The organism is Gemmobacter caeruleus (genome assembly GCF_008271655.1).
GTDB lineage: Bacteria > Pseudomonadota > Alphaproteobacteria > Rhodobacterales > Rhodobacteraceae > Gemmobacter > Gemmobacter caeruleus.
Map to the genome: position 1 here is coordinate 126,049 of NZ_VKKX01000052.1, position 25,152 is coordinate 151,200.

Sequence of the window (25,152 nt, forward strand, 5' to 3'; positions counted from 1 at the left end):
CCCCCTTACCAGCGGCGTTCAAAGCGGCGGCGCAGTATGATTGCGACCGCGTTCATGATCAGAAGAAAGACCATCAGCACGATGATGGCCCCGGAGGCGCGTTCCACAAAGGCCGGATCGGAACGCTGCGTCCATTGATAGACCTGCACGGGCAGGGCGGTGGCGGGCTGCATCAGCCCTTCGGGCGGCGCCGAGGGGAAATCCTTGACGAAGGCCACCATGCCGATCAGCAGGAGCGGCGCGCTTTCGCCAAGCGCCCGCGCAAGGCCCAGGATGGTGCCGGTCAGGATGCCCGGCATCGCCAGCGGCAGCACATGGTGAAAGATCGCCTGATTGCGCGAGGCGCCGACGCCAAGTGCCGCGTCACGGATCGAGGGCGGCACGGCCTTCAGCGCGGCGCGCGTCGCGATGATGATCGTGGGCAGCGTCATCAGCGTCAGCACCAGGCCGCCGACGATGGGGGCCGATTGCGGCAAGCCCATGAAGTTGATGAACAGCGCCAGCGCGAGGATGCCGTAAACGATCGAGGGCACCGCCGCGAGATTGGCGATATTCACCTCGATCAGGTCGGTCCACCGGTTCTTGGGCGCCATTTCCTCCAGATAGATCGAGGTGGCCACCCCGATGGGCAGCGACAGGACCAGCACGATCAGCATCATATAGGCCGATCCCAGGATCGCGACGCCCAGACCCGCGGCCTCGGGGCGCAGTTCGGAGGCGTCCGCGCCGGTCAGGAAGGCCATGTTGAAGCCCAGCCCGATCAGCCCGGCCTCGCGCATCTTCTGCGCCAGTTCCAGTTGCGCGGGCGAAATGTTGCTGTCGCGCGCCGCACTTTCCAGCGTGACGCGGCCCTTGAAGAACCCGTCCACCCGGCCATTGGCCAGAAGCTTTACCTCGACCGTCTGCCCGACCAGCGTCGGGTCGGCCAGCACCTGATTGCGCAGGGTCGCCGCGGCCTCTTGCGACAGAAGGCCCGACAGTTCCTTCTTGCTCAGCCCTTCGGTGGACAGGCCCTTGGCGGCCAGTGCCTCGGTCAGCGCGGTGTCGATCAGCTTGCTGTAGCCGATGGTGGTGACCTTCTTCATCACCTCGGGGTCGCGGGTGCCGGATTTGTCGAGCGTCTTTTCCGTCAGCGTGATCGGCAGGGTGACAAAGGTCTGGCGAAAGGCGCCCAGACCATTGCCCAGAACCGAGGTCAGCAGCACCACAAGCGCCAGGATCGAGATCGCGATGGCAGCGGCGCCATAGAGGCGAAAGCGCGTCTCGGCGGCCTTGCGCGCCTTGGTGCGGGGATCCAGCACCAGAAGCGAGCCTCGGGCCGCGATAGGATGGGTCGCGTCGGTCATTCGTATTGTTCCCGGTATTTGCGCACGATCACCAGCGCCAGCACATTGAGCGCGAGCGTGAAGCAGAACAAGGTCAGGCCAAGGGCAAAGGCCACCAGCGTCTCGGGGCTGGCGAATTCGGTATCGCCGGTCAGCTGGCTCACGATCTTCACCGTCACGGTGGTCATCGCCTCAAAGGGGTTGAGGCTCATCTTCGCGGCGGCGCCGGCGCCCATCACCACGATCATCGTCTCGCCGATGGCGCGGCTGGCGGCCAGCAGCACCGCGCCGACGATGCCGGGCAGGGCGGCGGGCAGCACCACCTGTTTCACGGTCTCCGATTGCGTGGCACCCAGGCCATAAGACCCGTCGCGCATCGCCTGCGGCACCGCGTTGATGATGTCATCCGACAGCGAGGAGACAAAGGGAATGAGCATGATGCCCATCACCAGCCCCGCCGTCATCACCGACGAGGACGAGGCGCCAAGGCCCAGCGGTTGCGCGAACCAGTCGCGCAGGAAGGGGCCGACGGTGATCAGCGCAAAGAGGCCATAGACGATGGTCGGGATGCCCGCCAGGATCTCGATCGCGGGCTTGGCAAAGCTGCGCACCTTGCGGCCGGCATATTCCGACAGATAGATCGCCGCCATCAGCCCGATCGGCACCGAAACCACCAGCGCGATCACCGAAACGTAAAGCGTGCCCCAGACCAGCGGCCACAGGCCCAGATCGGAGCCGCCACCGAATTTCGGGTTCCAGGTGGTCGAGAAGAAGAATTTGCCGAAATCGTAGATGCGGAAGAAATGCACGCTTTCAAAGACCAGCGAGGCGACGATGCCAAAGGTCGTGGCGACCGCAATCAGCGAACAGCCGATCAGCACCAGCGTCGTCAACTGCTCCACCAGGTTGCGGGCGCGCAGGTCGGGGCGGATGCGCCACAGCGCGATGGCGAAACCCGCCGCCGCGATCAGCGCCACCACCAGCACCATGGCACCCTGTCCGCGGGTGGCGGCGGCGCGATAATCGGTCGCGGCCTTCAGCACCGCCGGGTCGATCTCAGCGCCCAGGGCGACGCCGGCCGACGCCAGTTGCCCGCGCAGCGCGGCCGGGTCTTGTGTCAGCGCGGCCAGATCGGCGGCGGGCAGGCTGCCCTCCAGCCGGTCCAGCCCCGAGGCGATGCGGCGCAGGTCGGCCATGGCCAGATCGGTGCTGCCGGCGGCATCGGCGGGCAGTTGCGCCGCGATCTGCCCTTGCAGCAGCGCCGGCTGCACGAACAGCCAGGCCGCCAGCACCAGCAGCGCCGGTACCGCCGTCGCCAGCGCGACCGACCAGCCGTAATAGGCGGGCAGGGAATGCAGCGCGCGCGGGTCGCCCTTGACGGACGAAAGGGCGCGCCCGCGCCCCAGAAGAAAACCGAAGGCCGCGAGGCCCAGAACGATCAGCGTCAGAAGACCAAGGCTCATCTGTCTTGCGTCCGTGAAAAGGGATCGGGGGGCGACGGTTCGCCCCCCGCAATCGTCAGCTTATTGCAGCGGGCCCATCGGGGTTTCCGCGGCAACCATTTCCTGCGTCGCGGCCAGGTCCGGGTCCGACACCAGGCCATAGGCGGCCAGCGGGCCTTCCGGGCCGGCCATGTCATCCGACACGAAGAATTCGAGATATTCCTTCAGGCCGGGGATCACGCCCAGATGCGCCTTCTTGACGTAGAAGTAGAGCGGGCGCGACACCGGATATTCGCCCTTGGAGATCGTCTCGACCGAGGGGACGATCCCGTCGATGGTGGCGACCTTCAGCTTGTCGGTGTTGTTCTGGTAGAAGGACAGGCCGAACACGCCCACGGCGGCCTTGTTGGCGGCGATGCGGGCCAGCGTCTCGGTATAGTCGCCGTCGATATCGACCGAAGCGCCGTCGGTGCGCACTTCCAGGCACTTTTCGCCGGCTTCTTTCTTCTTGGCGTCGTCATCGGCGCCGGTCGAGGCGGCGAGGAACAGGTCATAGGCGCCGGTGGTCTTGCAGCCTTCCTCCAGCAGCTTCACGTCGAACACCTCGCGGGTGCCGTGCTTGGTGCCGGGGATGAAGGCCAGAATGTCCTGGGCGGGCAGGGCGGCGTTCACATCGGCCCATTGCTTCGCGCCATTGGCGGCCAGCGCGCCGTCCTTGGCCACATTGGCGGCCAGGGCGCCGTAGACATCGGCGGGGGTCAGCGCGAAATCGGCGCCGCCGATATCCGAGGCGAAGACGATCCCGTCATAGCCTATGCGCACTTCCATGATTTCGTTCACGCCGTTCTGGGCGCAAAGGTCGATATCGGACTGCTTGATGCGGCTGGAGGAGTTGGCGATGTCGATGGTGTTTTCGCCCACGCCTTCGCACAGCTTCTTGCGGCCCGCGCCCGAACCGCCACCCTCGACCACCGGGGTCGGGAAGTCGAAATTCTCGCCAAAGGCTTCGGCGACGATGGTCGCATAGGGCAGCACCGTCGAGGAGCCGGCGATCTGGATATTGTCGCGGGCCAGGGCGCCGGTGGCCGAGGCGGCCACCATGGCAATGGCAGAGACGGTGAGTTTCATGGCAGACATCGGGTTCTCCATCTGTGTCCGGTCGGGCACTTGCCCTTGAGCCGAGGGGGTAGCCGCCGGATGTGACGGTCATGCAAGATTTCTGTGACAGTTTTGTAAAACCCGCCGGGGCCGGTGCCGGGGTGACGCCACGTTTGCGATGCGCGGCGGCGCTCCGGTGATAGTCTGCGCGCCATGGCGGAGGAAAATACGGTGCTGGAACAAGTGTTTGAGGCGCAGGGCGCTGCCGGGGCGGCACGGCGGCGCGATTTTGGTCTGGCGGCGCGGCGGGCGGCTCTGGGGCGGCTGGCACAGGCCGTGCAGCGCGCCGAATCCGCGATTTGTGACGCGCTGGCCGCCGATCTGGGGCGTGCCCCGGCAGAATCGCTGCTGGTGGAGGTCACGCCGCTGTTGCAAGACCTCGCCGAGGCGCGCCGCCACCTGCCGCGATGGATGCGCCCGCGCCGGGTGCGCGGTGGGCTGGCCGGGCTGGGCACCGTGGCGCGGCTGGTGCCCGAACCGCGCGGCCGGGCGCTGATCATCGCGCCCTGGAACTATCCGGTCTCGCTCGCGCTCGGACCGCTGGTTTCGGCGCTGGCGGCGGGGTGCAGCGCCATCATCAAGCCCTCGGAACTGGCGCCCGCCACATCGGCCCTGATCGCGCGGCTGGTGGCCGATTGCTTTCCGCCCGATCTGGTCGCGGTGGTCGAAGGCGACATGGACGTGGCAACGCGGCTGCTGGCGCTGCCCTTCGACCACATCTTCTTTACCGGCTCGCCCGCCGTGGGGCGGGTCGTCATGGCCGCCGCCGCCCGGCATCTGACTTCGGTCACGCTGGAGCTGGGCGGCAAGTCGCCCTGCATCATCGGCCCCGGCGCCGATCTGGCGCGCGCGGCCCGCTGGGTGGCCTTTGGCAAATTCGCCAATGCCGGGCAGACCTGCATCGCGCCCGATCATCTGTTCGTGCATGACAGCATCGCCGCGCCCTTCAAGGCCGCCCTGCTGGCCGAGATCGCGCGCATATACCCCGCAGGGCGCGATCTGGCCGCCATTGTCAGCGACCGCCACGCGACGCGGCTGCGTGACATGCTGGCCGAGGCGCTGAACCGCGGCGCGCGGCTGCTGACCGGCGGGCCGGGGCAGGGGCGGCAGATGCCGCCCTCGGTGCTGGAGGCGCTGGCCCCCGACACGCCGCTCGCCTGCGAGGAAATCTTTGGCCCGATCCTGCCGATCTTGCCTTTTTCAGACATCGAGACGGTGATTTCCCGCATCAATGCCGGGGACAAGCCGCTGGCGCTTTATATATTCGATCATGACCGGGCCATGATCGACCGGGTGATCGCCGGCACGTCCTCAGGCGCGGTCGGGGTCAATCTGACGATGATCCACTTCTCGCATCCCGGCCTGCCCTTTGGCGGGGTGGGGGTGTCGGGGCAGGGGCAGGCGCATGGCCGCTGGGGGTTTCTGGCCTTCAGCCACGAAAAGCCGGTGCTGGAAAACCGCTTCAGCCCGGCGCCGCTGCTGTTCCCGCCCTATGGCGCCCGCAGCCGCCGGATGATCGGCTGGGTCAAGCGGCTGACCGCGTGGTCGCTGCCGCGCCGCTAGGGCCCCCGCTGCCCTGATTGTGATGGCGCCGGGGCTTTCCCCGCCCGCGCGGCCGGGCTAGACTGCGGCACAGCCAAAGGAAACCATCCATGCTTCGCCCCCTTGCCGCCGCCCTTGCCCTCAGCCTTGCCGCCAGCCCGCTGCTGGCCTGGACCCATCGCGATGGCGCCCGGATCGAGCCGCGCGGCGCAGGCGGGTTCGAGGTGCTGGCCCGCCCCGGCCTTTCCGCCTCCGAGGCATGGTGCGCGGCGGGCGATTATGCCGGGCAGGCGCTGAACCTTGGCCCGCAGGCCCGGATCTGGCGCGCCTCGCCGGCGCCGCGCCGGGTGGGGCAGGGCATCGCCTTTACCCTCTCGCCCGAAGGCAGCGCCGGCAAGACCGGGCTTTTCCTGTTCGGCCCCGATGACGGGTCGATCAGCGTGGCCTTTGCCCGGCAATTGTGCTGGGGCCAGCACGGGCGCGGCTGACCAAACCCCCGGCGCCTGACGCCCCCCTGAGTCCTGCGCGCCACAGTTGCACCCCCAGATGATGCGGTGCAATTTTCCGTCTGGCCGAAACCTGTGCCCTTGCGCTAGCCTCTGTGGATAACTGGGGTCCGCCTTCAAGGAACCCCGGACGAGGCAGGACAGACAGAAACAAAGGGGGACGGCCGATGCGCTGCCCATTCTGCGGCAATATCGACACCCAGGTGAAAGACTCGCGCCCGGCCGAGGATCACGTCTCGATCCGCCGCCGGCGCTTTTGCCCCGCATGCGGCGGGCGCTTCACCACCTATGAGCGCGTGCAGTTGCGCGATCTGGTGGTGATCAAATCCAGCGGCAAACGCGAGGATTTCGACCGCGACAAGCTGGAACGGTCCATCCGTATCGCGATGCAGAAACGCCCGATCGACCCCGAGCGCATCGACCAGATGATCTCTGGCATCGTGCGGCGTCTGGAAAGCCTGGGCGAGACCGATATCCCCAGCCGGTCGATCGGCGAGATCGTGATGGAAAGCCTCGCACGGATCGACACCGTGGCCTATGTGCGCTTTGCCAGCGTTTACAAGAACTTCCAGGCAGCGGACGATTTCGACAAATTCGTCTCCGAACTGCGCCCCGCCCCCGGCGTGACCGAGGAGTGAGCGACGCCGCCCATATGCGGACGGCCCTTGCGCTGGCGGCGCGGGGGCTGGGAAATACATGGCCCAACCCGGCGGTTGGGTGCGTGATCGTGACCAGCGGACCCGGTGGGGGCCGCGTAGTGGGGCGCGGCTGGACCCAACCGGGCGGCCGCCCCCACGCCGAACGCCGGGCGCTGGCACAGTCGGGCGAGGCTGCCCGCGGCGCCACCGCCTATGTGACGCTTGAACCCTGCGCCCATCACGGCCAGACCCCGCCCTGTGCCGAGGCACTGATCGACGCCGGGCTGGCGCGGGTGGTGACCGCGCTCACCGACCCCGATCCGCGCGTCGCCGGGCGGGGCCATGCCATGCTGCGCGCCGCCGGCATTGCCGTCACCGAAGGGGTGGGGGCCGAGGCCGCCCGCGCGCTCAATGCCGGGTTTCTCAAGCGGGTGACGCAGGGCCTGCCTTTTGTCACGCTGAAACTGGCTACCACGCTGGATGGCCGCATCGCCACTGCCAGCGGCGAAAGTCGCTGGATCACCGGGCCTGCGGCGCGGCGCGCGGTGCATGCCATGCGGCTGAGCCATGACGCGGTGCTGGTCGGATCGGGCACCGCCCTGGCCGATGACCCGGATCTGAGCGTGCGCGATATCGGCGCCCGGCATCAACCGCTGCGCATCGTGATCGACAGCCGCTTGCGCCACAGCCCCGACAGCCGGCTGGGTCGCAGCGCCGGAGCGATCCCGGTCTGGCTGGTGCATACCGCCGCCGCCCCCGCCGCCGCCCGCGCCGCCTGGGCCGCGACCGGGGCCGAGCTGATCGAGGTGCCGGCTGCGGGGGACCATGCCGATCTGCGCGCCGCGATGCAGGCTTTGGCCGCGCGCGGCCTGACGCGCATCTTTTGCGAAGGCGGCGCCGATCTCGCCGCCGCGTTGATCCGCGCCGGGCTGGTCGATGAGCTGGCGCAATTCACCGCCGGCGCGCTGATCGGGGCGGAGGGGCGGCCCGCGCTTGGCCCGCTGGGGCTGGCGGCACTGGCCGAGGCGCCGCGCCTGACCCGGCTGTCGGTCGAACCCATCGGCGCCGATACGCTGACGCGCTGGCGCTTCTGATCAGTTGCCCTTCAGGATGCGGTCCAGAATGCGGCCGGTTTCGGCCTCCACCGCCTCGCGCGCGCGGCGTTTCGCGGCGTCTTCCAGGCTTTCCGTGCCCTGCGTGGCGACGCCCAGCTTGTCTTGCGCCAGTTCCTCCAGCCGCTGCTTGGCCAGCGCCTCGGCCCGCGCGGCCTCGGCCTTGGCCCGCTCGCGCGCCAGCCATTCCAGATCGAGCCGCACCTTGGGCGCGGCCCAGGGCCCCTTGATCAGCACCGGCACCTCCAGCCCGCCCGAGCCGTCGGCCTTTGGCGCCAGACGCGGCAGCAGGCGGTAATCCACCGTCCGCGCCCCCAGATCGACCGTGCCACGCCCGCCGGCATGGAACAGGTTGTCGCTGATCGCCAGGTCCTCGCTGCGCAGGATGCCCTTGTCGATCTGGCCGGTCACGCTCAGCCCGTCAAAGATGGTCTTGCGCCCCTCGCCGACATAGCCCGGATCCATGGTGCGCAGCATGCCGGCGATGTCGAGGCCCAGCACCTCGCCCTTGCCCAGCACGACGCCCACCGACCCCTTGAGGCTCTGGATCAGCGCCGCCTGACTGGGGCCAGAGGCCAGCAGCTTCAGCCGCAGATCGCCATCGCCCGCCAGCCGCGCGGTGCCCGCGATCTCGGTCAGCAGCGCCTGAAGGTCGATCCCCGACAGCGTCAGATTGGCACTGGCGGACAGACCCTTGCGCGCATTCACCACGATCTGCCCGCGCGCGCTGCCGCCATGCAGCGCCGCCTCGGTCAGATCGACGACCAGGCGCCCGGCCTCCAGCCCGGCCCGCGCCTTGACCGGGCCAAAGCCCAGATCGCCCAGCGACAGCGCCCGGGTGGTCAGTGCGATCTCGGCATCGAGCGCATGCAGCCCCGACAGGTCGATCGGCGCATCGGACCAGCCCGCTGGCGCCGCCCCGCCATCGCCCCCGTCCGGGGGGCCGGGCAGGCGCAGCGCCTCGGCACCCAGCCGCGCGACCAGCCGGGGCCGGTCGGTGCCCGGTGTCAGGTCGAGATCAAGGCTCAGCCGCGTCTCGTCGGCCTCCAGCGCGGCCTCGCGCAGATGCAGGCTGCCCTCGGGCGTCAGGGTCAGCGCGCCCTTCAAGGCGATGCCGCCCGCGCCCAGGCCTTCGGGCAGGGCCGGCAGCGCGTGGCCCGACAGCGCGGCCAGTGCCGGCCGGTCGGTCAGCCGGGTGTCGATCTGCCCCTCAGCCATTGCGGGCGAGAGGCCGGCCCGCCCGGCAAAGCGCAGGCTGTTGCCTCCGGCGGTCACGACCAGATCCAGATCGCCGCTGCGGCCCGCCAGCAATTCCGGCAAGGTGCCGCTTTCGGCCTGCACGCTCAGCGGTTGGCCCGCCAGCAGCGCCTTGGCACTGATCCGCGCCGGCGTCTCGCCCCCGGGCAACAGCAAGGCCAGATCAAGCCCGGTCAGATCGAGCGCGCGTGTCGGGTCGCCATGATCGACAAAGCGCAGCCGCCCGTCGCGGATCTGGATATCGCCCAGCGTCACATCCGGCGCCTCGCCCGACGGCTCTGCCGCATCCGCCGGCCCCGGCGCGCGGATCAGCCAGTTGCCGCGCCCATCCGCGCCCCGTTCCAGCAACAGTTCGGGCCGCGCGAGTTCCACCCGCCGGATGACGATCCGCCCGTCCAGCAAGGCCAGCGGATCAAGCCCGATGTCGATCCGGTCGGCGACCAGCATGTCCGGCTCCGATCCCCAGCCCGCATTGGCCAGCCGCACCGGCCCCGCCGACACGCCCAGCACCGGCCAGATCGCCACCTTGGCGCCGCGCCCGATCTGCAATTGCCGCCCCGTTGCCTCGGTGAATTTCCGCGCCGCCAGATCCAGCACGGCGTCCTTGGGCATCAGCACCACCATCAGCCCCAGCAGCAGCACCAGAACCACGAGACTTGCCAAAGCGCGGATCAGCCAGCGCATCATCGCTCCTCCTGCCTTTTGGCCGAATCATGCCCCGCCGGGCAGACCGGCGCAACCCCGCCCCGGGCGGGCGCGCCTTTCCTTCTTCTGTTCGCAAATATCCCCGGGGGCTGAGACGCTTGCGCAAAGGGGGGCAGACAGAAGCCCTTTGCGACGCCCCCGCCAGATGCGCCCTTTGCGGCGGGCGCGCTTCCCCGCTATATGGGCGGCATGAGCCAGAACCCGCCCGATCTCCGCCCCGATCTTGCCCGCGCCCTTGTCCCTGACGAGCGGCGCGCGGGCCAACCCACCATCGGCATGGTCAGCCTCGGCTGCCCCAAGGCGCTGGTGGACAGCGAACGCATCCTGACCCGGCTGCGCGCCGAGGGCTATGCGATCAGCCCCGATTACAAGGGCGCCGATGCGGTGATCGTGAACACCTGCGGCTTTCTCGACAGTGCCAAGGCCGAAAGCCTGGAGGCGATCGGCGAGGCCTTGCAGGAAAACGGGCGCGTCATCGTCACCGGCTGTCTGGGCGCCGAACCCGACTACATCACCGGCGCGCATCCGAAGGTGCTGGCCGTGACCGGGCCGCAGCAATATGAAAGCGTGCTGGATGCGGTGCATCTGGCCGTGCCGCCCAGCCCCGACCCCTTTATCGACCTGCTGCCGGCCAGCGGGGTGAAGCTGACGCCGCGCCATTACAGTTACCTCAAGATTTCAGAGGGTTGTAACCACAAGTGCAAGTTCTGCATCATCCCCGACATGCGCGGGCGTCTGGTCAGCCGCCCGGCAAATGCCGTGCTGCGCGAGGCCGAAAAGCTGGTCGAGGCCGGGGTGCGCGAATTGCTGGTCATCTCGCAGGATACCTCGGCCTATGGGCTGGACCGCAAGCATGACCTGGCGCCCTGGAAAGGGGCCGAGGTGCGGGCGCATATCACCGATCTGGCGCGCGAGCTGGGCCGGCTGGGCGCGGGGAACGAGCTGTGGGTGCGGCTGCATTACGTCTATCCCTATCCGCATGTGCGTGACCTGATCCCGCTGATGGCCGAGGGGCTGGTGCTGCCCTATCTCGACATTCCGTTCCAGCATGCCCATCCCGACACGCTCAAACGCATGGCGCGGCCGGCGGCGGCGGCGAAAACGCTGGACGAGATCGCGGCCTGGCGCCGCGACTGCCCCGACATCACCCTGCGCTCCACCTTCATCGTGGGCTATCCGGGCGAGACCGAGGCCGAATTCCAGACGCTGCTGGATTGGCTGGACGAGGCGCAACTGGATCGCGTCGGCTGCTTCCAGTATGAAAATGTCGCGGGCGCGCGGTCGAATGACCTGCCCGATCATGTGCCCGCCGAGGTGAAGCAGGACCGCTGGGACCGTTTCATGGCAAAGGCGCAGGCGATTTCCGAGGCCAAGCTGGCGGCAAAGGTCGGCCAGACCCTGCGCGTGCTGGTCGATGAGGTCGATGACGAGGGCGCGACCTGCCGCACCATGGCCGACGCGCCCGAAATCGACGGCAATCTGTTCATCGACGAGGGATTCGAGGGGCTGGCGCCCGGCGATTTCGTCACGGTCGAGGTAGAGGAAGCCGGCGAATACGATCTCTGGGGCCGCCGCGCGTGACGCCCCGGCCATGCAGGCGGCGCCCCGGCCGGTCGGCTGCGGTGCCCGGCGGTCTTGCGCCGCCGTCCGGCCATGGCGGCTGCGGTGCCGTGGCCCGGCGCGGGGGGCGGGCCGATGGCTGATCCGCTGGTGTTGGCCACGGTGGTGGCGGGGGCGCTGATCGCCGGTTTCGTCAATGGTTTCGCGGGCTTTGGCACCGCGCTGATCGCCTCGGGCTTCTGGTTTCTGGTGCTGCCCGCGCCGATGGTGCCGCCGCTTCTGGTCATTGCGGCGGTGGCGGGGCAACTGGTCGGGCTGATCCGGCTGCATGGGCATCTGGACTGGCGCAAGGGGCATTGGCTGATTTCCGGGGGCCTGGCCGGGGTGCCGCTGGGCACCTGGTTGCTGACGCTGGCGCGGCCGGAATCGCTCAAGCTCGTGGTGGGGCTGGTGCTGCTGACCTATGTCGCGGCGCAGGCGACGCGGCTGGGGGCCTTGCGGCTGAACCGGCCCGGCGATGGCTGGGCCGATCGGCTGGTCGGCTTCATCGGCGGGGTGCTGGGCGGCTTTGGCGGCGTGTCCGGCCCGCCGCCGCTGGTCTGGTTGCAGATCCGCGGGCTGAGCGGCGCCGAGGCGCGGGCGCGCTATCAGCCCTTCAACTTTGCGGTTCTGGCGCTGGCCATGGTGACGATGGCGGTCGCGGGCAAGGTCGATGGCGCGGTGCTGGCCTGGTCGGCGCTGACCGTGCCGCTGAGCGTGATCGGCGCGCTGATCGGGCTGCGCGCCTTTCTGGGCGTCAGCGAAGGCGCCTTTCGCCGGGCGGTGCTGGTCTTGCTGCTGGCCTCGGGGCTGGCGCTGTCCTGGCAGGGGCTGGCGGGGTAAGGCTCAGCCCTCGCGCCGTTCCAGCCGGTAGCTGCCTTCGGGCAGGTCGAGCGCCGCCGCCAGATCGCGCAGCTGCACCATGGAGAGGGTGATGATCATCGGCTCTTGCGTGACGGGATGCACCTGTTCCAGCGTGACGCAATCGTCAAAGGCGGAAATGGTGATGTCTTCCTGCAAGGCCACGGAACCCTCGTCGATGAGGGTGATCACGGTGGCGTCGAATTCGTGCTCGATGGTGAACATGGCGCCAGCCTAGCAGGTGGCGCCCCGGCTGCAACGGGAAATCGCGACCCGGGGCGCTGACGGCTCTGTGATCGCGCGGGGGGCTTTCCGTGCCGCGCCGCGGCGCCTAGATTCGCGCGATAACAGGCAGGGGCGGGCAGGGCATCATGGGACGAATCGGGGCGATCATCGCCGTGCTGATGCTGGCGGCCTGCATTCCGGCGATCGAGGCCCCGCGCCCCGCGCCGCTGCCCGATGCCGCCACGGTGCTGCCGCCGGTGATGACGCCGCAGGGGCTTGTCGTGCCGCCCCGCGCGGCGGCGGAAACCTTTGTGCAGGTGGTTGCCCGGGTGGAGCCGATGGCGGAATCGGCCTGTCAGGCACTCGCGGCGCGCGGCACCGATTGCGCCTTTGACATCCGCGTCGATCCGCGCCCGGATCAGGAGCCGAACGCCTTTCAGACGCTGGATCCGCGCGGCCGGCCGGTGATCGTCTTTACCCTGTCGCTGATCTCTGCGGCGCGCAATGCCGACGAGCTGGCCTTCGTGCTGGGCCATGAGGCGGCGCATCACATCGCCGGCCATATTCCGCGCCGCATGCAGACGGCCGAGCGTGGGGCGCTTCTGGGGGCGGTCTACGGGTCGGTCACCGGGGCCGATGCCGCCACCATGGCGCAATTGCAGCGCATGGGGGCCGAGATCGGCGCCCGCCGCTATTCCAAGGAATTCGAGCTGGAGGCCGATGCCCTGGGCGCCCAGATCGCCTGGCGCGCGGGCTATGATCCGGTGCGCGGCACGGGGTTCTTTGAACGTCTGCCCGATCCGGGGGATCAGTTCCTCGGCTCTCACCCGCAGAATGCGCAGCGCAGCGCCCAGGTCGCGGCGGTGGTGGCCGAGCTGGAGCGCGGCGCGATCCGCTGAGCCCGCTTGATCCATGTCAAGGCCGGGCGCCGCGCGCGGGCGCAGCATGGCGCCATGCGCGACGACAGGAGGAGTGCGATGCTGGGATATGTCGAGGCGCCGGAGGCCTGGTGGCGGGTCAATGGCATGGCGCGGTCGCTGGGCGTCAGCCTGCCGCGGGCGGTGACGGACGGCGTGCTGACCCGCAAGGAACTGGTGGGGCTGGTGCAATGCTGTGAAAGCTGCGGTCAGGCGGGGCCTTGCAATGACTGGCTGGGCGATGCCGATCACGGGGTGGATCTGCCGGAATTCTGCGCCAACAGCGCGCAGTTGACCGGCCTGCGCGACGAAGGCTGACGCCGCCCGCCGGGGAAATTGCGCTTGTCCGCGCGCCGCGATCCGGCCTATGCCGGGCGCGGAGGATCACGGCATGATGCAGATCGAGGATGTGCTGCGCGACCGCGGGTCGCGCTATGCCGTGTCGGGCGGCAAGGTCGCGGGCCGGGCGGGCTGCGCGGCCTTTGTGGCCGACCTGCGCCGCGTGCGCAAATTCGCCAAGGCCACCCATCACAGTTGGGCCTGCGTGCTGAGCGAGGGCGGCCCGGTCAAGGATGATGACGGCGAAAGCGGCGCCGGCGCGGTGATCCTGCGCATGCTGGAACGCGAGGGGCTGGTGGACACCATCGTCGTGGTGACGCGCTGGTATGGCGGCGTGCATCTGGGTGGCGACCGCTTTGCCCATATCGTCACCTGCGTCCGCGCCTTTCTGGCCGATTGGCGGGGCTGATCGCGCGCAACGCCAGTGGACAGACGCAACCGGCCCGTGCCACGCTCTGCCCCGGGACGGAGGAACGCGATGCGGGCATGGCTGGCGGCCGAAGGGCGGCGGTTTGCAAATACGGTGATCTGGTCCTGGCAGGGCTGGCGCGCCAGCTGGGCCAGCGAAAAGACCCTGCGGCAATGGACGCTGGCCAATATCCTGTCGGACGCGCTGGCCTTTGCCCTGCCGCTGACGGCGGGGGAACGCGCGCTGATCGTGGCGCTTGGGCTGATGGTCCTGGTGGCCGAGCTGCTGAATACCGCGATCGAGGAGACGGTGGATTATATCTCCACCGCGCAGGATCCGCGCGCGGGCCGTGCCAAGGATGCCGGATCGGCCGCCGTGGCGGTGGCCGCCATCGCGGGCGGGCTGGCCTGGGTCATCATCCTGATCGGCTGACCCTTGCATCGCGCCCCAAGCTGGCGCAGTCAGGGGCCATGACGCATGCGCCCCTTCCCATCGACGATGCCTTGCCCGAACTGCTTGCTGCCTTGCGTGCGGGCGGGCAGGCGGTGTTGCAGGCGCCGCCGGGGGCGGGCAAGACCACCCGCGTGCCGCTGGCCTTGCATGCGGCGGGGCTGGTCGCGGGCCGCATCGTCATGCTGGAGCCGCGCCGCCTGGCCGCCCGCGCCGCCGCCGAACGCATGGCCGAGACCCTGGGCGAGCCGGTGGGCGAAACCGTTGGCTACCGCATCCGGGGCGAGGCGAAAGTGTCGCGCGCGACCCGGATCGAGGTGGTGACCGAAGGCATCCTGACCCGGATGCTGCAATCCGACCCCGGGCTTGACGGGATCGGCGCGCTGATCTTTGACGAATTTCACGAACGCAGCCTGAATGCCGATCTGGGCCTTGCCCTGGCGCTGGAGGTGCGGGGCGCGCTGCGCGAGGATCTGATGCTGGTCGTGATGTCGGCCACGCTGGACGCGGGGCCGGTCGCCGCGCTGATGGGCGACGCGCCCCTCATCACCAGCGAGGGCCGCGCCTTCCCGGTGGAAACCCGCTGGCTGCCCCGGCCGCTCGACCCCGGCGCCCGCTTTGATCAGGCGCTGGCGCGGCTGGTCGTGCAGGCGGTGGAGGAGTGCCCCGAGGGCGGCGTTCTGGTCTTTCTGCCCGGCGAGGGCGAGATCCGCCGGGTGGAGGGGCTGCTGAAATCGCTGCCGGGTTGCGACATTCGCCCGCTGTTCGGCGCGATGGATTTCGCGGCGCAACGCGCGGCGCTGGCCCCGCCCGCGCCGGGGCGGCGGCGGGTGGTGCTGGCGACCTCCATCGCGGAAACCTCGCTCACCATCCCGGATGTGCGGGTGGTGGTGGATGGCGGCCGCGCGCGGCGGTCGCGGTTCGACGCGCCTTCGGGCATGGCGCGGCTGGTGACGGAACGGGTGACCCGGGCCGAGGCCGAACAGCGCCGGGGCCGGGCGGGCCGGGTGGCGACGGGCGTCTGCTACCGGCTGTGGTCACGGGGCGAGGAGGGCGGTCTGGCCGCCTTTCCGCCGCCCGAGATCGCGGCGGGCGACCTGACCGCGCTGGCGCTGGAACTCGCGGTCTGGGGATCGGCCGATCTGCCCTTTCTCACCCCGCCGCATCCCGGCGTTCTGGCCGAGGCGCAGGCGCTCCTGACCGGGCTGGATGCGCTGGATGCGCAGGGCCGCATCACCGCGCATGGCCGCCAGATCGCGGCGCTGCCGCTGCATCCGCGTCTGGCGCATATGCTGATCCGCGCGGGCGGCGGGGCCGAGGCCGCGACGCTGGCCGCGCTGCTGGCCGAGCGTGACCCGCTGCGCGGGGCGCCGCCCGATCTGACCGCGCGCATGGGGGCGATCCGCGATCCGGGCCGGTTTGCCACCGCGCATCGCCCCACCATCGAACGCATCCGCGCCGAGGCGCGGCGGCTGGCCCGCGCGGTGCCCGAGGCGCCGGCGGGGCTGGGCCTTGGGCAGATGGCGGCGCTGGCCTATCCCGACCGCATCGGGCTGCGCCGCAAGGGCGAGGCGCCGCGCTGGATCCTGTCGGGCGGCAAGGGCGCGCATATGGCGCCGGGCCTGCCGCTGTCGGGCGCGCGGCTGCTGGTCGCGACCGATCTGGACGGCGATCTGCGCGAGGCTGCGATCCGTCAGGCGGTGCCGCTGACCGAGGCGGAGTTGCGCGCGGTCGAGGGGGGCCGCATCGTCTGGCGCGAAGGCGTGGCATGGTCGAAACGCGACGGGCGGGTGCTGGCGCGGCGGCAGGAATGTCTGGGCGCGCTGGTGCTGGAGGACCGGCCCTGGCCCGACGCGCCCGACGAGGCCGTGGCCCTGGCCGCGCTGGAGGGGCTGCGGCAGTTGGGCCTTGCCTGGTCGCCGGCGGCGCTGCGTCTGGCCCGGCGCGTCGATCTTTGCCGCCGCGATGGCGCCGATCTGCCCGATGTCTCGGAACAGGCGCTGCTGGCGGCCGACGCGCTGCTGCCCTGGCTGCGGGGCCGGCGGACCGAAGCCGATCTGCGCGGCCTCGACCTGCTGGAACCGCTGCGCGCCCTGCTGGGATGGGAGGGGACGCAGTTGCTCGACCGGCTGGCGCCGGCGCATTTCGAAACCCCGCTGGGTCGCCGCGTGCCGATCGACTATGACGGCGACGTGCCGGCGATCGAGCTGCGCTTGCAGGAACTGTTCGGCGTGACGCGGCATCCGACCGTGGGGCCCAAGGCGCTGCCGCTGAAGATCACCCTGCTCAGCCCCGGGGGCAAGCCGGTGCAGGTGACCTCGGATCTGCCGGGTTTCTGGGCGCAATCCTATGCCGATGTGCGCCGCGACATGCGCGGCCGCTATCCGCGCCACCCCTGGCCCGAAGACCCGCGCGAGGCCGATCCGACCACCCGCGCCAAGCCGCGCGGCACCTAGATCAGCCGCGCCGCTGCCTCTGCCCTGCCGGACCGCGCCGGGGCGGCCCGCTGCGACTGGCACCAGACCCGCGCCTCATGCGCCTTGAGGATGGGCCGCGCGCTTTGCTGGCGGCCCAGCCGTTCCAGTTCCCAGGGCAGGAACACGGCCTCCAGCGCCGCCCGCGACCGGCGCGGCAGGTCGGCCAGCGCCAACGGCCCGGGATGCAGGCTTTCGGCCGCCGCCCCCTCGGCCAGCACGATTTCGTGCCGGTCGAACAGCAGATGGTAATAGCCGACCCGCGCCGGCTCGTGATCCTGCGTGATGCCGGGCAGGCCGAGCAGGTCTTTCGCGGCGGCCAGAACCTCGGCCTCGCCAAAGAGCAGTTCCACCATCGGACCCGACAGCACCAGCCGGTGCAAGGGCGAGACCCGCAGCGCGCGCCTATTGCCCAGCACGCCGGGCGCGATGCAGATCGGCAGATCCGCCCCCTCGACCGCGACGCCGCCCCCGCCGCGCCAGCGCAGGGGCTGCGCGCCGTGATCGCGCGTCAGCACCGCATCGCCGGGGCGCAGCGTCTCGACCGCGCGCCAGCCCTCGGGGGTGGCGATCCGCGTGCCCGCCACGAAACAGACCGGCCGCCCGTTCAGGAACCGCGTGGACCACACCCCGCCCGTCTCGCCCGGGTCCAGCGTCGAACTCGGATAGTTCAGCAAGGCCGAGGACGACCCCGAGCCCGGCAGGATGTAATCATTGCTGCCGCCATCGGTCATCCCTGCCTGGGCCACGCCGCTATAGCCATTGGTCCACTGGATCTGCTGATAGATGAAGTCGATCTCGAAATTGCCGTCATGGGTATGTTCCAGCACCACCTGAAAGGTGTTGGTGCCCTGGCTGTTGGGGTTCTGATAGGCCTTGACGCCCAGCCAGGTGATCGTGACCCGCCCGGTGGTCGGATCGAGATCCCAGTAGATGTTGTTCGTCCCGGTGGCCGAGCCGGAGGTGATGTTCACATCCGACCAGAAGGGCGCGATGGCCGGATAGGTCAGGTTCGCCAGCGACGAGGGCGTATAGGCGGTCTGCGGCCCGGTAAAGGTGATCAGCCCGTTGGTGTTGATGTAGATGCCGTTGTAATTGGTGCCGAAATAGTTGATCCCCTGCGATCCGAAGACCGAGCGGATATCGACATAGATCGACCCGTCATCGTAATTGCCCGCCGTCAGCGTGGAGCCGCGAAAGCTGCCTTCGCCCACCCCGCGCGGCCCGCCAAGGCCTGTATTGATCGTGGCCATTCTGGCCCCCGTTCCGGTTGTTGTTTCTGCTCTGGCACCAGTAGGCCCCGGCGGCATGGCCGTGGCGCGGCGCAGCCAAGGCCCTGTCGGGGCAATTTTGCGGCATCGCGCCCAATTTGGCCGGAAGCGCCGGATTGTCGCCCGGGCGGCAACATGGCCGCGCGCGACTGTTTCCGCCACAGGCCTTGAAATGCGACGACACCATCTGTGAAGGGCAGGGGGCTGGCCTGTCCGGGCGCGTCGGGTTACAAGCGCCCAAACCGCTTTGGGTTGGGGGTATCATGCAATCTGTGACGCGCGGCCGCTGGGCCGTGGCCGCGATGTTTCTGGTCAATGGCTTTGTCATGGGGGCCTGGGCGCCGCAGATCCCGCTTCTGCTGCCGCGCCATGGCATCGGCGAGGCGGTGATGGGGCTGCTGATCCTCGGGCTGGGGATCGGCGCAGTCGGGGCGATGATGTTCGCGGGGCGTCTGATCCAGCGCTTCGGCTCGGTGCCGGTGGTGCTGGGCTTTGCCTGCGCGCTGGTCACGGTGCTGCCCGCGATCGTGCTGGCGCCTTCGCTGCCGCTGCTGGCGCTGGCCATGGTGGCCTTCGGTGCGCTTGCCGGCAGCATGGATGTGGCGATGAACGCCAATGCGGTCGAGGTGGAGCGGGGATTGGGCCGGGCGATCATGTCCTCCTCGCACGGGTTCTGGAGCCTTGGGGGTTTCCTTGGCGGCAGTCTGGGCGGGCTGGCCCTGGCGGCCTTCGGGCCGGTGGCGCAGGCGTTTGGCGTGGCGGGGGTGATCGCACTGGTGATCGCCGGGGCCGCGCGCTTTCTGTGGCGCGCCGCCCCGCCGCCCCGGGATACCGAGACGACACCGACAGAGACGGGCACCGCGCCCGGAGCGGCCGGGCGGATCGAGATCTGGATCCTCGGCCTTGTCGCGCTGCTCTGCATGGTGCCCGAGGGCGCGATCATGGATTGGTCGGCGCTCTATCTTACCCAGGAACTCAGCCTGCCCGCCGCCGCGTCTGGGCTGGGCTTCGCGCTGTTCTCGGGCTGCATGGCGGTGATGCGCTTTGCCGGCGACACGATCCGCAACCGGCTGGGCGCGGTGCGCACGCTGCGTGTCTCGGCGCTGGTCGCGGCGGGCGCGCTGGTGGGGGCGGCACTGGCGCCCGGCATGGGGCTGGCGCTTGCGGCCTTTGCGCTGGCGGGGCTGGGCATCGCCAATACGGTGCCGATCCTGTTTTCGGCCGCCGGCAACCTGCGCGGCATGTCGCCGGGCGCCGGTCTCGCCACGGTCACCATGATCGGCTATGCCGGCATCCTTGTGGCGCCCTCCTCCATCGGGTTCATCGCCGAACATGCGGGCTTTCGCGGCACCTGGGCGGGGCTGGCGCTCTGCCTCGTGCTGGTGGCAAGCCAGGCCGGGCGCGTGCGCGACGCGGACGGGATCAGAGCCTGAGATCCGCCGCCGCGACGATCGCGGCGAAATCGCCGAGGCCGGCCAGCGTGACATCGCGCACCACCCGCGCCGGCAGCGCAGTGCCGTCGGGGGCCGTCGCGTCGAAACAGAAACAGGCATCCGCCACCAGACGGGCGCGCAACCCCAGATCGGCCGCCGACCGCAGGGTAGAGCTGACGCAATAGTTCAGCGCGGCCCCGATCACCACCAGATCGCGATCCCCCGCCAGCGCCGGCAGCAAGCCCGGCGCCGCAAAGGCCGAGGAGGTGGTCTTGACCACGACCGCCTCGCCCGGCAGGGGCGCGGTGGCGGCGATCGGCGCGCCGGTGGGCTTGTCGCGCCGGAAGCCGCTTTCGGGGCGGGGGTCGTCATGATGCACATGCACGACCGCAATCCCGGCCTTGCGCGCCTGCGCCAGCACGGCCGCCGCCTGCGCCAGCGCGCCCGGATCGCTGCAATCGCGCCCGGCCGCGATACGGCGGGAAAATTCCTGTTGCAGGTCGATCACCAGTAGCGTCGTCATGCGTTTCTTCTTTTCCCAGTTATTCCTGGGGGGCAGACGCCCCCCGGCGAGGCTTGTCGCCCCGCGCCGGTCTCAGACCCCCAGACACCAGCGCATGATCGCCTTTTGCGCATGCAGCCGGTTCTCGGCCTCGTCGAAGATCACCGAATGCGGGCCATCCATCACCGCGCTCGTCGCCTCGTCATTGCGATGCGCGGGCAGGCAATGCATGAACAGCGCATCGGGCTGGGCCAGGGCCATCAGCGCCTCGTTCACCTGATAGGCGCGCAACTGGTTGTGGCGCCGTTCTTTCGCGCTTTCGGGGTCATGCATGCTGACCCAGGTATCGGTCACCACCAGATCGGCCCCCGCCACCGCCTTGTGCGGGTCGCGCTGGATGGTCACCGGATGCCCCTTCGACGCGGCGAAATCCAGCCAGACCCGTTCGGGGTCCAGCGTTTCGGGGCCGGTAAAGGACAGATCGAACCCGAATTGCCCGGCGGCATGGGCGAAGCTTGCAAAGACATTGTTGCCATCGCCGCACCACACGACCTTCTTGCCGGCGATCGGGCCGCGATGTTCCTCATAGGTCATCACATCGGCCATGATCTGACAGGGATGGGTGCGGTTGGTCAGCCCGTTGATCACCGGCACATCGGCATGTTCCGCCATCTCGTGCAGGGTGGCCTCCTCGAAGGTGCGGATCATGATCAGATCGACATAGCGCGACAGCACCCGCGCGGTATCGGCGATGGTCTCGCCATGGCCGAGCTGCATTTCCTTGCCCGACAGCACCATCGTCTCGCCGCCCATCTGGCGCACGCCCACGTCAAAGCTGACCCGGGTGCGGGTCGAGGGTTTTTCAAAGATCAGCGCGACCATGCGCCCCTTCAGCGGCTGCTCGTCATCCGGCGTGCCCTTGGGCCGGCCGTTGCGCGCAGATTTCATCGCGCGGGCGCTGTCGATCATCTGCCGCAGGTCGGCGGCGGCGGTGGTATGGATATCAAGGAAATGCGTCATGTCAGCGTCTTTCTGGCGGCTGGCGCCGGGGGCTTCACGCCCCCGGACCCCCGTGGGATATTTGGAAACAGATGAAGATCACGCGGTTTCGAGGCGCGTGGCCGTGGCGTCGAGACGGCGCAGCGCCTCGGCGAGATCGGCGTCGGAAATGGTCAGCGCGGGCAAGAGCCGCAGCACATTGTCCGAAGCGGCGACCGTCAGGATCTGCTGGTCATAGCCCGCCTTCACCACATCGGCATTGGGCAGCACGCATTCGAGGCCCAGCATCAGCCCCTGGCCGCGCACCGCCTTGAAGACGGCGGGATGGGTGGCAACCAGCCCCTCCAGCCCCTGCCGGAACAGGGCGGCCTTGCGGTTCACCTCGGCCAGAAAGGCATCGTCCGAGACGATGCGCATCACCGTGGCGCCCACGGCGCAGCCCAGCGGGTTGCCGCCATAGGTGGAGCCATGCGTGCCCGCGACCATGCCCGAGGCGGCCTTTTCGCTGGCCAGCACCGCGCCCAGCGGAAAGCCGCCGCCAATGCCCTTGGCCACCATCATGATGTCGGGGCTGACGCCGGCCCATTCATGGGCGAACAGCTTGCCCGTGCGCCCCATGCCGCATTGCACCTCGTCAAAGATCAGGAGCGCCCCCGTTTCGTCGCAGAGGTCGCGCAGCCCCTTGAGACAGGCATCCGGCAGGGTGCGGATACCGCCTTCGCCCTGGATCGGTTCGATGATCACCGCGGCGGTCTTGTCGCTGATCGCGGCGCGCAGCGCGTCGTGATCGCCGAAGGGCAGCTGCCGGAAGCCCGGCATCAGCGGGCCAAAGCCCTTGACCATCTTTTCCGACCCCGCCGCCGCGATCGCCCCGGTGGAGCGACCATGAAAGGCGCCCTCGAAGGCGATGATCTCGCTGCGCGGCTCGCCTTTGTCATACCAGTATTTCCGCGCCATCTTGATGGCGAGTTCGGCCGCCTCGGTGCCGGAATTGGTAAAGAACACCGTATCGGCAAAGGTCTTTTCCACCAGCAGATCGGCCAGCGCCTCCTGTTCGGGAATGCGGTAGACATTCGACACATGCCACAGCTTCTGCGCCTGCGCGGTGATCGTTTCCACCAGTGCCGGATGGGCATGGCCAAGCGCGTTCACCGCGATGCCCGAGCCGAGATCGAGGTATCGGCCCCCGTCCTCGGCAATCAGCCAGCTGCCCTCGCCCTTCACGAAGGCAAGGGGGGCGCGGTTATAGGTCGGCAGGACGGAGGTGATCATATGGGTATACCCTGAATTGGCCGAAGCCCAGACGTGCCAAAGCACCGGGGGGCTGTCAACGTGCGAAGCGGGATTTGTGGGGGCGCGGGAGGCGCCGGATGATCGCGCATGAAGGCGCGGCGCTGTTCAGAAGCGTCGGCGTCGGGGCAGGGAAAGGAAGGTGCCATTTGCGATCATGCCGCACGGGTAGCCGGAAACCGCCCGCCACGCAAGACCGAATGTGCCGCATTGACCGCGGGGGCGCCGCGCATCACGGTGCTGCAATGACGCGCGTGACCGACCTTCCCGCAGACCTTCAGGCCCGCATCGGCGGTGCCGACCTCGTGGTCTTCGACGGGGTTTGCGTGCTGTGTTCGGGGTTCTTCCGCTTCATGCTGCGGCAAGACCGGCACGGGCGCTTCCGTTTCGCTACCGCCCAAAGCGAGATCGGCCAGGCGCTCTATGCCGCGCTGGACCTGCCGCGGGAGGATTTCGAGACCAATCTGGTGATCGTCGAGGAGCGCATCCATCAACGGCTCGATGCCTTTGCCGCCGCGATGCGCGCGCTTGGCGGGCTGGTCGGCCCGCTGTCCTGGCTTGCCCTTCTGCCCGTCGGCGTGAAGGACGGGGCCTATCACGCCATTGCGCGCAACCGCTACCGGCTGTTCGGGCGGCGCGCGACCTGCCTCTTGCCCGAGGCGGCCTTGCGCGGGCGTTTCCTGCCGGGGGGATGGTGAGCGATCCTTTCCTGACCCTGTTGCCCGGCCTGCCACCGCCGCTTGACCGGCTGCATGACGGCCAGGCGCAGGTCTGGCGGGGCGAGGGGCGGATCGAGCCGGGCCGGTCGCCCGCGGCGCGGCTGGCGCTCTGGCTCGGCGGCTATCCCCGGCACGAGAGGGCCGGGCCCCTGCGGCTGGTCATCACGCCCGTCGGGCCGGACGGCGCCGTTCACTGGCAGCGCCATTTCGGCCCCCATGTCACCCGGTCGCGGCTGACGCGCGCCGGCGCTCGCGTGATGGAGCGTTTCGGCCCGGTGACACTTGTGCTGCACCCGGTCGCGACCGGGGCGGGATTTGCCCTGACGGTAGCGGGCGCGCGCATCTTCGGACTGCCCTTGCCGCGCGTTTTCTGGCCAAAGGCAGAGGCGCGGGAATGGGCCGAGGCCGGCGCGGTTGCCTTCGACATCGCGGCCCGCCTGCCCTGGGGCGCGTCGCTGATCCGCTATACCGGGCGCCTGAGACCCGCCTGACCGCCCCTTCATCTGTTCACAAATATCCTGCGGGGAGGTCCGGAGGGGTGCAAAACCCCTCCGGCGCTGGCCACAGGGCGCGCGGCCCGGGGGTCAGACCGTGTGCAGATACAGATCGAAATCGACCTCCGACACGGTGCGCGCCACGCGCGCATATTCGGCGGCCTTGATCGCGGTGAAGGTGCGGTGCATCTCCGGGCCGAGGGCCTCTTGCAGGAAGGCCGACCCTTTCGCCGCCTCGATCGCCGATCGCCAGTCCACCGGGATCGGCGGCGCGTCCTGACCGCCCTCATAGCCGTTGCCGGTGGTTTCAGGGCCGGGGTCGATCTTTTCGGCCAGCCCCTTGCGGATGCCGGCCAGCACCGTGGCCGCGACCAGATAGGGATTGGCATCCACCCCGGCGGGGCGGTGTTCGATCCGCCGCGCCCGGATGTCGCCCGCCGGAATGCGCAGTGCGACCGAGCGGTTGTTCACCCCCCAGGTCGGGCTGACCGGCGCGTAGGACTGGCTGGAGAACCGGCGCCAGCTGTTCGCATGGGGCGCGAAGACCAGCATGCTTTCCCCCATCGTGGCCCGCAACCCGCCAAGCGCATGGCGGATCGTGTCGGACCACTGGCCCGGCACCGACTCCATGAACACGTTCTGCCCCGCGCCATCCTGCAAGGACACATGGAAATGCATCCCCGACCCGGCATAATCCTCATTCGGCTTGGCCATGAAACAGGCGGTCACGCCATGTGCCCGGGCCTGTGCCCGCACGATGCGCTTGAGCCGCATCAGATCATCCGCCGCCTGCATCACATCGGCGCGGTAATGCAGCGTCAGCTCATACTGGCCGGGGGCGTATTCGCTGATCATCGTCTCGGCGGTGATGCCCGATTTGCCGGCGGCGGCATAGATATCGGAAAACAGCGGCAACATGCCGTGCAGGTGATCGACGGAATAGACCTCGGTCTTGGTCGAGGGGCGGCCATCCAGCACGTCGCGCGCCGGCACCATCTTGCCGCGCGCGTCGCGCTCGTTGGCCAGCAGGAAGAATTCCAGCTCGAACGCGCCCGCCGGATGCAGGTCCATCGCCGCCAGTGCATCGACCTGAGCTTGAAGCGCGTGGCGCGGGTCTGAGCCCATCTTGTGCCCTTCAAGGTCATACATCGACATGAAGACCTCGCCCCGGGGCGGGGTGGTGTTGTGCAGCGGCTTCAGCGTGCCGGGGATCGGCCAGGCCCGCAGGTCGCCATCGCCCTGATCCCAGATCAGCCCGGTCTCATGCACATCCTCGCCGCAGATGTCGAGCCCGAGGATCGAAATCGGCAGATGCCGGCCATTGTTGTAAAAAGACAAAAGCTCATGGCGGCGGATGATCTTTCCCCGGCCAATTCCGTTCGCATCGTGCAAGACGATATCGAAGGCTTCGATCTCGGGATGGGCGGCGAGAAAGGCTTCGGCCTCGGCGGGAGAGGAGCCAGAGGGGCTGTGCATCTGGGTCAT

At 69.3% G+C, this 25,152-nt stretch carries 24 protein-coding genes; 14 read left to right on the plus strand and 10 right to left on the minus strand.

All coding sequences use genetic code 11. The annotated features are described in order from the left end of the window. Window positions 1–5: 5 nt before the first annotated feature. The 3 genes from pstA to FOA17_RS17485 are packed head-to-tail and all read right to left on the minus strand — an operon-like array spanning window position 6 to window position 3,904. Window positions 6–1,346, minus strand: coding sequence for a phosphate ABC transporter permease PstA (pstA, locus tag FOA17_RS17475; RefSeq protein ID WP_149142791.1), 1,341 nt, complete (start codon window positions 1,344–1,346; stop codon window positions 6–8). After that, a complete protein-coding gene (gene pstC, locus FOA17_RS17480; protein WP_149142792.1) occupies window positions 1,343–2,788 on the minus strand; it encodes a phosphate ABC transporter permease subunit PstC in 1,446 nt (481 codons plus the stop codon). The genes pstA and pstC overlap by 4 nt, the downstream gene beginning before the upstream one ends. 60 nt (window positions 2,789–2,848) lie before the next feature. Continuing rightward, window positions 2,849–3,904, minus strand: coding sequence for a substrate-binding domain-containing protein (locus FOA17_RS17485; RefSeq protein ID WP_149142793.1), 1,056 nt, complete (start codon window positions 3,902–3,904; stop codon window positions 2,849–2,851). 174 nt (window positions 3,905–4,078) lie between these two features. On the opposite strand from FOA17_RS17485, the gene FOA17_RS17490 reads away from it, so the two are divergent. From FOA17_RS17490 to ribD, 4 genes are all read left to right on the plus strand, one after another. Then, window positions 4,079–5,488 carry an aldehyde dehydrogenase family protein gene (locus FOA17_RS17490; RefSeq protein ID WP_149142794.1) on the plus strand — a complete coding sequence of 470 codons (1,410 nt, stop codon included), beginning with the start codon at window positions 4,079–4,081 and terminating at the stop codon, window positions 5,486–5,488. A gap of 89 nt (window positions 5,489–5,577) precedes the next feature. Continuing rightward, the gene (locus FOA17_RS17495; protein WP_149142795.1) at window positions 5,578–5,955 is read left to right on the plus strand and encodes a hypothetical protein; all 378 of its coding nucleotides are present in this window, start codon (window positions 5,578–5,580) and stop codon (window positions 5,953–5,955) included. Window positions 5,956–6,140: 185 nt separating this feature from the next. Next, the gene (gene nrdR, locus FOA17_RS17500) at window positions 6,141–6,611 is read left to right on the plus strand and encodes a transcriptional regulator NrdR (protein WP_149142796.1); all 471 of its coding nucleotides are present in this window, start codon (window positions 6,141–6,143) and stop codon (window positions 6,609–6,611) included. 14 nt (window positions 6,612–6,625) lie between these two features. Further along, window positions 6,626–7,705, plus strand: coding sequence for a bifunctional diaminohydroxyphosphoribosylaminopyrimidine deaminase/5-amino-6-(5-phosphoribosylamino)uracil reductase RibD (ribD, locus tag FOA17_RS17505; protein ID WP_149142903.1), 1,080 nt, complete (start codon window positions 6,626–6,628; stop codon window positions 7,703–7,705). On the opposite strand, the gene FOA17_RS17510 is transcribed toward ribD, so the two are convergent. Continuing rightward, window positions 7,706–9,667 carry an AsmA family protein gene (locus tag FOA17_RS17510; protein ID WP_149142797.1) on the minus strand — a complete coding sequence of 654 codons (1,962 nt, stop codon included), beginning with the start codon at window positions 9,665–9,667 and terminating at the stop codon, window positions 7,706–7,708. A 198-nt stretch (window positions 9,668–9,865) separates the two neighbouring features. Here FOA17_RS17510 and rimO point away from each other — a divergent pair, with 198 nt between their 5' ends. Further along, window positions 9,866–11,266 carry a 30S ribosomal protein S12 methylthiotransferase RimO gene (rimO, locus tag FOA17_RS17515; protein ID WP_149142798.1) on the plus strand — a complete coding sequence of 467 codons (1,401 nt, stop codon included), beginning with the start codon at window positions 9,866–9,868 and terminating at the stop codon, window positions 11,264–11,266. Between the two features lie 114 nt (window positions 11,267–11,380). Then, window positions 11,381–12,127 (plus strand): sulfite exporter TauE/SafE family protein, encoded by a 747-nt coding sequence (locus FOA17_RS17520; RefSeq protein ID WP_162528306.1) that lies wholly within the window; start codon window positions 11,381–11,383, stop codon window positions 12,125–12,127. A gap of 3 nt (window positions 12,128–12,130) precedes the next feature. Here FOA17_RS17520 and FOA17_RS17525 read toward each other — a convergent pair whose 3' ends face one another. After that, window positions 12,131–12,370 (minus strand): hypothetical protein, encoded by a 240-nt coding sequence (locus tag FOA17_RS17525; protein ID WP_149142800.1) that lies wholly within the window; start codon window positions 12,368–12,370, stop codon window positions 12,131–12,133. A gap of 146 nt (window positions 12,371–12,516) precedes the next feature. Here FOA17_RS17525 and FOA17_RS17530 point away from each other — a divergent pair, with 146 nt between their 5' ends. From FOA17_RS17530 to hrpB, 5 genes are all read left to right on the plus strand, one after another. Continuing rightward, window positions 12,517–13,269 carry a M48 family metallopeptidase gene (locus FOA17_RS17530; RefSeq protein ID WP_149142801.1) on the plus strand — a complete coding sequence of 251 codons (753 nt, stop codon included), beginning with the start codon at window positions 12,517–12,519 and terminating at the stop codon, window positions 13,267–13,269. 78 nt (window positions 13,270–13,347) lie between these two features. Further along, a complete protein-coding gene (locus FOA17_RS17535; RefSeq protein WP_149142802.1) occupies window positions 13,348–13,605 on the plus strand; it encodes a DUF6455 family protein in 258 nt (85 codons plus the stop codon). Window positions 13,606–13,678: 73 nt separating this feature from the next. After that, entirely contained in the window at window positions 13,679–14,035 is a 357-nt protein-coding gene (locus FOA17_RS17540) for a YigZ family protein (RefSeq protein WP_149142803.1), read from the plus strand. Between the two features lie 69 nt (window positions 14,036–14,104). After that, on the plus strand, window positions 14,105–14,467 hold the full coding sequence (locus FOA17_RS17545) for a diacylglycerol kinase (RefSeq protein ID WP_149142804.1): 363 nt from the start codon (window positions 14,105–14,107) through the stop codon (window positions 14,465–14,467). A 38-nt stretch (window positions 14,468–14,505) separates the two neighbouring features. Then, window positions 14,506–16,941 carry an ATP-dependent helicase HrpB gene (gene hrpB / locus FOA17_RS17550; RefSeq protein ID WP_149142805.1) on the plus strand — a complete coding sequence of 812 codons (2,436 nt, stop codon included), beginning with the start codon at window positions 14,506–14,508 and terminating at the stop codon, window positions 16,939–16,941. On the opposite strand, the gene FOA17_RS17555 is transcribed toward hrpB, so the two are convergent. Continuing rightward, on the minus strand, window positions 16,938–18,212 hold the full coding sequence (locus tag FOA17_RS17555; RefSeq protein ID WP_162528307.1) for a Hint domain-containing protein: 1,275 nt from the start codon (window positions 18,210–18,212) through the stop codon (window positions 16,938–16,940). The genes hrpB and FOA17_RS17555 overlap by 4 nt on opposite strands. Before the next feature lie 281 nt (window positions 18,213–18,493). Between FOA17_RS17555 and FOA17_RS17560 the strand changes: the two genes are divergently transcribed. Then, complete coding sequence (locus tag FOA17_RS17560; protein ID WP_149142807.1) at window positions 18,494–19,663, plus strand: MFS transporter; 1,170 nt, start codon at window positions 18,494–18,496, stop codon at window positions 19,661–19,663. On the opposite strand, the gene FOA17_RS17565 is transcribed toward FOA17_RS17560, so the two are convergent. The 3 genes from FOA17_RS17565 to FOA17_RS17575 all read right to left on the minus strand — a co-directional run bounded on the left by FOA17_RS17565 (window position 19,653) and on the right by FOA17_RS17575 (window position 22,436). Continuing rightward, on the minus strand, window positions 19,653–20,186 hold the full coding sequence (locus FOA17_RS17565) for an isochorismatase family protein (protein ID WP_149142808.1): 534 nt from the start codon (window positions 20,184–20,186) through the stop codon (window positions 19,653–19,655). The genes FOA17_RS17560 and FOA17_RS17565 overlap by 11 nt on opposite strands. A 72-nt stretch (window positions 20,187–20,258) precedes the next feature. Continuing rightward, window positions 20,259–21,185, minus strand: a complete 927-nt coding sequence (gene argF, locus FOA17_RS17570) for an ornithine carbamoyltransferase (RefSeq protein ID WP_149142809.1) — start codon at window positions 21,183–21,185, stop codon at window positions 20,259–20,261. Window positions 21,186–21,263: 78 nt separating this feature from the next. Next, window positions 21,264–22,436, minus strand: coding sequence for an aspartate aminotransferase family protein (locus tag FOA17_RS17575; RefSeq protein ID WP_149142810.1), 1,173 nt, complete (start codon window positions 22,434–22,436; stop codon window positions 21,264–21,266). 263 nt (window positions 22,437–22,699) lie between these two features. On the opposite strand from FOA17_RS17575, the gene FOA17_RS17580 reads away from it, so the two are divergent. Beyond that, window positions 22,700–23,152 (plus strand): thiol-disulfide oxidoreductase DCC family protein, encoded by a 453-nt coding sequence (locus FOA17_RS17580; protein WP_149142811.1) that lies wholly within the window; start codon window positions 22,700–22,702, stop codon window positions 23,150–23,152. Next, the gene (locus FOA17_RS17585; RefSeq protein ID WP_162528308.1) at window positions 23,149–23,664 is read left to right on the plus strand and encodes a DUF4166 domain-containing protein; all 516 of its coding nucleotides are present in this window, start codon (window positions 23,149–23,151) and stop codon (window positions 23,662–23,664) included. The genes FOA17_RS17580 and FOA17_RS17585 overlap by 4 nt, the downstream gene beginning before the upstream one ends. A gap of 93 nt (window positions 23,665–23,757) precedes the next feature. Here the strand turns inward: FOA17_RS17585 and FOA17_RS17590 are convergent, their stop codons facing one another. Continuing rightward, entirely contained in the window at window positions 23,758–25,152 is a 1,395-nt protein-coding gene (locus tag FOA17_RS17590; RefSeq protein WP_149142813.1) for a glutamine synthetase family protein, read from the minus strand.